The organism is Anaerococcus sp. HMSC068A02 (assembly GCF_001811125.1).
GTDB lineage: Bacteria > Bacillota > Clostridia > Tissierellales > Peptoniphilaceae > Anaerococcus > Anaerococcus vaginalis_C.
In genome coordinates this window covers 1-6682 of record NZ_KV803738.1, presented here as the reverse complement: position 1 = coordinate 6682, position 6682 = coordinate 1, and the positions used below count along the sequence as shown (strand labels likewise).

Annotated in this window: 10 protein-coding genes; all 10 read left to right on the top strand. The window is 28.7% G+C overall.

Going from position 1 to position 6682, the window contains the following annotated elements; translation table 11 throughout:
• Window positions 1-94 precede the first annotated feature (94 nt).
• The gene (locus HMPREF2782_RS03215) at window positions 95-313 is read left to right on the top strand and encodes a helix-turn-helix domain-containing protein (protein WP_004829719.1); all 219 of its coding nucleotides are present in this window, start codon (window positions 95-97) and stop codon (window positions 311-313) included.
• Window positions 314-316: 3 nt separating this feature from the next.
• Window positions 317-484, top strand: a complete 168-nt coding sequence (locus HMPREF2782_RS09740) for a hypothetical protein (RefSeq protein ID WP_186821648.1) — start codon at window positions 317-319, stop codon at window positions 482-484.
• A 331-nt stretch (window positions 485-815) separates the two neighbouring features.
• Window positions 816-1139 (top strand): PadR family transcriptional regulator, encoded by a 324-nt coding sequence (locus tag HMPREF2782_RS03210; protein ID WP_002838469.1) that lies wholly within the window; start codon window positions 816-818, stop codon window positions 1137-1139.
• A complete protein-coding gene (locus HMPREF2782_RS03205; protein WP_070640816.1) occupies window positions 1132-1668 on the top strand; it encodes a DUF1700 domain-containing protein in 537 nt (178 codons plus the stop codon). Before HMPREF2782_RS03210 ends, HMPREF2782_RS03205 begins: the two co-directional genes overlap by 8 nt.
• Before the next feature lie 14 nt (window positions 1669-1682).
• The gene (locus HMPREF2782_RS03200; protein WP_070640814.1) at window positions 1683-2468 is read left to right on the top strand and encodes a DUF4097 family beta strand repeat-containing protein; all 786 of its coding nucleotides are present in this window, start codon (window positions 1683-1685) and stop codon (window positions 2466-2468) included.
• 7 nt (window positions 2469-2475) lie between these two features.
• Window positions 2476-3210, top strand: coding sequence for a hypothetical protein (locus HMPREF2782_RS03195; protein WP_070640812.1), 735 nt, complete (start codon window positions 2476-2478; stop codon window positions 3208-3210).
• An 8-nt stretch (window positions 3211-3218) separates the two neighbouring features.
• Complete coding sequence (locus HMPREF2782_RS03190) at window positions 3219-4109, top strand: ABC transporter ATP-binding protein (protein ID WP_070640811.1); 891 nt, start codon at window positions 3219-3221, stop codon at window positions 4107-4109.
• 56 nt (window positions 4110-4165) lie between these two features.
• The gene (locus tag HMPREF2782_RS03185; protein WP_315940666.1) at window positions 4166-4465 is read left to right on the top strand and encodes a restriction endonuclease subunit S; all 300 of its coding nucleotides are present in this window, start codon (window positions 4166-4168) and stop codon (window positions 4463-4465) included.
• A 60-nt stretch (window positions 4466-4525) separates the two neighbouring features.
• The gene (locus HMPREF2782_RS03180; RefSeq protein ID WP_070640806.1) at window positions 4526-4816 is read left to right on the top strand and encodes a DUF3847 domain-containing protein; all 291 of its coding nucleotides are present in this window, start codon (window positions 4526-4528) and stop codon (window positions 4814-4816) included.
• Window positions 4817-5150: 334 nt separating this feature from the next.
• The coding region (gene mobQ, locus HMPREF2782_RS03175) for a MobQ family relaxase (RefSeq protein WP_070640804.1) at window positions 5151-6682 on the top strand (1532 nt) is incomplete at its 3' end.

Sequence of the window (6682 nt, the reverse complement as noted above, 5' to 3'; positions counted from 1 at the left end):
ATTTAGCGATTGAAATATAAGTTCAGTCGCTTTTTTAATTGAAATTTTTAGATTAAGGAGAAGAAATTAATGGATATAGAAAAAAGAGGATATTATGGCACTTAACTATAAACCATTATGGATACAGTTAGCAAAAAAAGGATTAAAGAAAACAGATGTAATAGCTATGGCAGGACTAACAACAAATGTTATGGCACAAATGGGCAAGGATAAACCAATTACATTTAAAAATTTAGAAAGAATATGTAAGGCTCTATCTTGCACCCCTAATGATATTATTAGTTTTGAAGACAATTTTAGTGAAGAGGAATAGTAAATGACTTTAAGGATAGAAGATCAAGCTAGGGATTATCCGAAATTGGTATTAGGCTTTGATGAAGCTGAAGACAACATTGATCAAGGGACTGGTCAAATAAAAAGCTTTAAGACAGATGACAAAACTAAGTCAACTAAGAAAGATCATAGCAAAGGTGCAGAGAGGTAAATATTGGCAGTATTCGGACTGCCTTTATTTTTTTTGCTATATTTAAACAGATTGTATAATGACGTCATAAGTCGACTTAGGAAAATGTTGAAGATATTATTTTGTTAGTTCATGATTAGGATATCTGGATATATTTAAATCAAGAAATCTTGATGTTATATAACATATAATGTCATAAGTAGATGATTATATAGAGGCATCAATAGTCAAAATAAGAATACTTAGAAAAATACAATTAAGCTATTGACGCCTAATACTATACGACATATAATATAGACAAGGATACTATATGACATATAGCATAATAAGTTTAAAAGTGAGGTGATTGGGATTGTTTGAAATAGATACTCGAGTTTTAGAGCTATGTGTTTTAATAGCAATCGATAAAGAAGATACCTATGGGTACAAGTTGACCCAAGAGTTATCAGATGAATTTAATATTTCAGAATCTACCGTTTATCCAGTATTAAGAAGGTTGCAAAAATCCAATTATCTTGCAACATATAATAAATCCATAAATGGAAGAAATAGGCGATATTACACTTTAACGGATGATGGAAAAAAAGAATTGGAGAAGCAATTAGAAAGCTGGTCAAAGTATAAAAATACAGTAGATGATTTTATTATGAAAAGTAAGGAGGGTAGAGATGATTAGGAAATCTTTTTTACAAACTTTGGATAAAAAATTAAAGAAATTTGATAACAGAGAAAGAGAAGAGGCGATTCTATTTTACTCAGAGTTATTTGATGAAATGAATTTAGCGGATGAAGATCAAATACCAAATCAATATGATGTAAATAAAATTGCCAAGGATTTAAATTTATCTATGAAAATAGATAACTGGGAAGATGAAAATAGTTCGATTAAGAAAATTTTTAAAGGGATACCAATAATTACCTTAAGTATTTTATCACTACCAACAATTTTGGTAGGATTAATAGTATTCTTGGCTTTATTGTTTACAGCTATTTTTTTAATAGCTGCTACTTATTTCACGGTAATCTTATTTGTTATTGGAACAGTAAAAAATTTCTTTTTAGGTGGATTTTCGATAGCAAGTTTATGTTTGCTACTGGGAGTAATACTTTTAGTTATTTCAGCAACAGGGATATTGATTGAAATAATTAACCTAATTGGGAAATTAATAATAAAAAGAATCAAGGAAAGAAATATCAATAGTTAGAAAGGGGTTTTAATATGAAAAAGAAATTATGGATTACCTTGGCATTAGGTATGGTTTTAACTCTTGTCGGATGCAATATGGGAGGAAAGCTGAACCTAAAATTATCTGAAGATGAATATTATATTGACAAAAATGGGTTAGATCCTGTAGTGGCATCTAGTTATACAGGAACAGAAACATTTGAAAAAATCGAAGAATTACAAATTGATACAAATATTACAAATATAGAGTTAATATCCAATACAAGTGAAAATTACAATGTAGAGATTGAAAATTTAAAATCAGACTATGTAAGTCCTATAGAGGTCGAAGAAAAAAATGGCGTAATTAGTATCTCTAACAAGCTATTAAAACAAAAACCAATAGGAATACTAGACGAAGAATCATCTAAATTGAAATTGGTAATTGAAGGACTTATCGAAAACATAGATAAGATTTCTATAAATGATAGAGTTGGTTCAATAAGTATTAAGAATGCAACGCTTAAGAATGTAGGCATTAAGGGTAATGCAATCGATATTGATCTTACTGATTCAACGATTAACAAATTAAATCTTGATTTAGAATTATCAGATTTAAGTATGAGCTCCACAAATATTAGTGATAGTAAACTAAATTTAAATAAATCTCGAATATTTGGAGAAAAAAATGAGTTTAAAGGAGATAATATATTGAATTTCTCTATTGTTGAAGGCGAACTTGGTTTAAAAAATTATGATGAGATATTTAATCAAAATACGCCCAATAAAATAAAATTAGAAGGTAAACTAAATAGATTTGAATTTATCAATGAGAGGTGAAAAGATCATGAAATATATTAAAGCTGAGATTTTTAGAATTTTTCATACAAGAAATTATCTTAAATTTATCTTTGCTATTACATTGATATTACTAGGAAGTATGATTTATTCATCCATAGACTCTAATTCGGAAGAATATTTCGAATCTATGGAAACATTTTTAAAGATTGTTAGTATTATAATTTCAATTTTTTTCAGCGTGACTATTTTTAAGAAAAAAGATATAAAAGTAGAGCTACTATCAATGGGGCTTAGTAGAAAGCACGTATTTGTATGCGACCTTATTACTTTACAAATTTTTACTCTTTTTTCTATAGTAATAATGGGAGGATTGATTTTATTATTCAGTTTATTAAAAAATCTAGTGGGATCTGATTACACTGGAGGATCATATATCGGATTTGTCTTTTTCTTGATTAGAATGATAATATTGATGATAAATGTAAACAATGGTGTCATGGGATTAACTTATTTATTGAACAATGTGGCTCTAGGCATTGCAAGTTCCTTTGTTATAATTCCATCAGTTTTTCAAATAGGAATGTATATGACTGAAGGAAAAATCTACGATGTATTTAATAACCTTCTTCTTATACAACCATTCAAGCTATTAGATTTAGGATTGGCTACAGAGCAAATTGGAAATAACTTTATGAAGACAGCTGGTATTAGTTTTGTTTTTGTCTTTGTAATTTATCTAATGAGTGGATATGTAAGATTTAGTAGAAAAGAAATCAATTGAGGTGGATTATGGATGCTATAGTAAAAACAGATAATCTTTCAAAAAAATATAATGACAAATACGCTTTAAATAACTGTTCGCTAACAGTGAATAGAGGAGATATCTATGGTATAATTGGTAAAAATGGCGCTGGAAAATCAACGCTGATGAAAATTCTCTGTGGAATTACTGAGAAAACTCAGGGTGATTATGAATTGTTTGGAGGAAAGAATCTTTCAGAAGGAAGAAAGAAAATTGGAGCAATTTTGGAAAATCCAACTTTGTTTGGTAATTTGACAGCTAGAGATAATTTGAGATATTTTGCTATTCAAAAAGGCATTACTAATGAGAATACTATAAAGAAATCTTTAGAATTAGTTGGATTAAACTACGATGATGGTAAGGTAGTTAAAAACTATTCAGTAGGTATGAAGCAGAGATTAGCTTTGTCTGTATGTCTTTTGGGAAAACCAGAACTTCTAATTTTAGATGAACCTATTAATGGAATAGATCCTACAGGGATAGTAGAAATAAGAAGCTTATTGAAAAGACTAAATGAAGAAAATGGAGTGACTATTATTATTTCTAGTCATGTACTTCCAGAGTTGGAAAATTTGGTAAATAAAATAGCGATTATTAATGACGGTCAAGTGATAGATAAATTAGGTTTGGATGATTTGCATAGCAGAGATTTTAATTATATAGAAATCTACACTTCAGATATTAATAGAACTGTAGAGATATTAAAGGAACAAGAAATCTCCAAAATTGATATTCAAAATGGCAGGATTCGAGTTAAAGAAAATATAGAAGACAGTTCAGAGGTTGTTAGTCTATTAGTTAATAATGGCATAAAAGTCTATGAAATTTTTAGAAAAGAAGAAACATTGGAAGAATTTTATTTAAGAAATATAAGCTAATTATTTTAGTAGGGGTATAAAGATGATAAAAATTATAGAGTTTTTGAAAATTTTATATCTGTTTCATTTTAGGATCAGTCTTTTATCATAAATATGAAGCAAGCCTAGATATGAAAATTCATTGTTTAAAATTAAAAAATAAAGAATTGAATAGAGAAGTAGCATTCTATTTAACTTCAATTATTAGGCAAGCTTTAAAAAATACTGAATATAAAGATCAAATATCTAGCACAGTATTGACAGATATAAAAATTAAATTGCCAATAGACAGTAGAGGTACTTCAGATTGGGATTACATGGAAAGAAATATAGAAAACATAAAATTAAAATGGAATATAGCAAATTATAATATTTAAAACGAAAACGATTAGAAATAAAAATCTAGTCGTTTTTTTATTACAAGAAAGGATATAAGTATGAAAAAATTAGAACAAATAAGACAAGAGTCAAAAGAAATAAAAGATAAAATTGATGATACAGAGGAAAGATTAAGGCAACTAAAAAATCAAGAAAATAAGATATTAAAACAAGACATAGTGAAAAGAAGAAAAGAAAGAACACATAGGCTAATAACAAGAGGAGCAATCTTAGAAAGCCTTATAGAAAATGCAGAAGAACTAACAGATGAAGAAATAAAAATCCTACTAGAAGAAGCAACAAAGACAAAAGAATTTAAAGAAACACTAAAAATAATGAGAGAAAATTAAGAAAAATAAAATATCCAAATCTCCCTTAGATTTTCTAAGGGCGCAATTATACACCCTAAAGGGTGCTTGCGTCCTGCGGAGCCAAACCCTTGCAGGGAGCAACAACCATTCGCTTTTTAAAACTCAAGGGTAAATAAACTCGCTAACGCTCACCCTTGACTTTTAAAATTTGAAATGAAAGTAACAATTAAGCCGACATACTGAAACAACAAAAATTAATTCAGTAGTCGGCTTTTTTAATTCTATCATTTCAAAACGCTCATTCACAAAGTGGATATAAAAAATCTTCTAAGCCTCCACCTAAAACAACAAAAAAAGAAAGGAAGTGATAAAAATGGCAGACAGTTTTCATTTTTCAGTAAACATAATATCAAGAGGAAAAGGAAAAAGTGCAGTAGCAAGTGCAGCATATATAAGTGGAGAAAAAATAAAAAATGAATGGGACGGAGTAACCCATGACTACACTAAAAAACAAGGAGTAATTAGCAAAGAAATATATTTACCAGATCACGCACCAGAAGAATATAAAGACCGAAAAACCTTGTGGAACTCGGTAGAACTTTTTGAGAAAAACTCTAATGCCCAACTTGCAAGAAACTTTATCATATCTTTACCAAAAGAGTTAAGCATAGAAGAAAATAAAAAGATGATAGAAGAATATGTTCAAACCAACTTTGTAAAAGAGGGAATGATAGTAGACCTAGCAATTCATGATGAAAGTAGAGAGGGAAATCAAAATATCCATGCTCATATAATGACCATAGTAAGACCAATAAATAAAGATGGAACATGGGGGCAAAAAAGTAAAAAAGAATATATCCTAGATGAAAAAGGGGAAAAGATTTTAAACAAAAATGGAAAACCTAAGACAAGAAAAGTAGAACTAACAAGCTGGAATGATAAAGGCAATGTAGAAAAATGGAGAGAAAATTTTTCAGACCTTTGTAATGAATATCTAGCAAAAAATAATATAGAAAAAAGAGTAGACCATAGGAGTTTTAAAAGACAAGGCATAAAACAAATACCAACAATACATCTAGGAGCAAGTGCTAGTGCAATGGAAAGAAAAGGAATAAGAACGGAAAAAGGAGATATAAATCGTGAAATAAAAAAACAGAATGAACTATTAAAAAACATAGGCAATGAAATAAAGAAAATAACATCATGGTTAGCAGGCTTTAAAGATAGGCTAAAAGAATCATATAGGGAATATAAAGACCAAAGTAAAAAGCAAATCGAAAATGAATCAGGACTCTTTAACCTCTATGAATATTTAAGCTTCTATCAAGAAATGCAAGAAAATAATAGAGCAGAATTATCATTTTATGGGAAAAGAAACAAAGCAATCTATGATCTAAAAAGATATGCAAGTGGAATAAATTATCTAAGAGAAAACAAAATAAAAACCATATCAGACCTACAAGGACATATAAATACCCTAAGAAGTAAAAACTCTGAAATATATAAGACCATAAAAGAAAACAGTCAAAAGATAGAAGACCTTAATAAGTGTTTAGCCTATGCAAAGACTGTAAGAAAAACAAAAGCAACCTACCAAGAATATGAAAGCAAGAAAATATTCAAAGAAAGCTTCTACAAGAATAATCAAAAGGAAATAGACCAACATATAAGGGCAAGAAACTTAATTGAAAAAATTAGTGGAAAGAAAAATTTAAGAGAAAAAGAATGGTTAGGAGAAATTAAAAGCTTAGAAGATGAAATCAGCAAATTAAATACAGAGTCAGAAAAGATAAGGGAAAGGTACAAGGAAATAAATCATATTAAATATGCAGTAGAAGTAGTGAATAAAGAATATGGTATTGACCTATCCATAGAAATTGACAAGGCAATCAAGAGAGGAGAAAA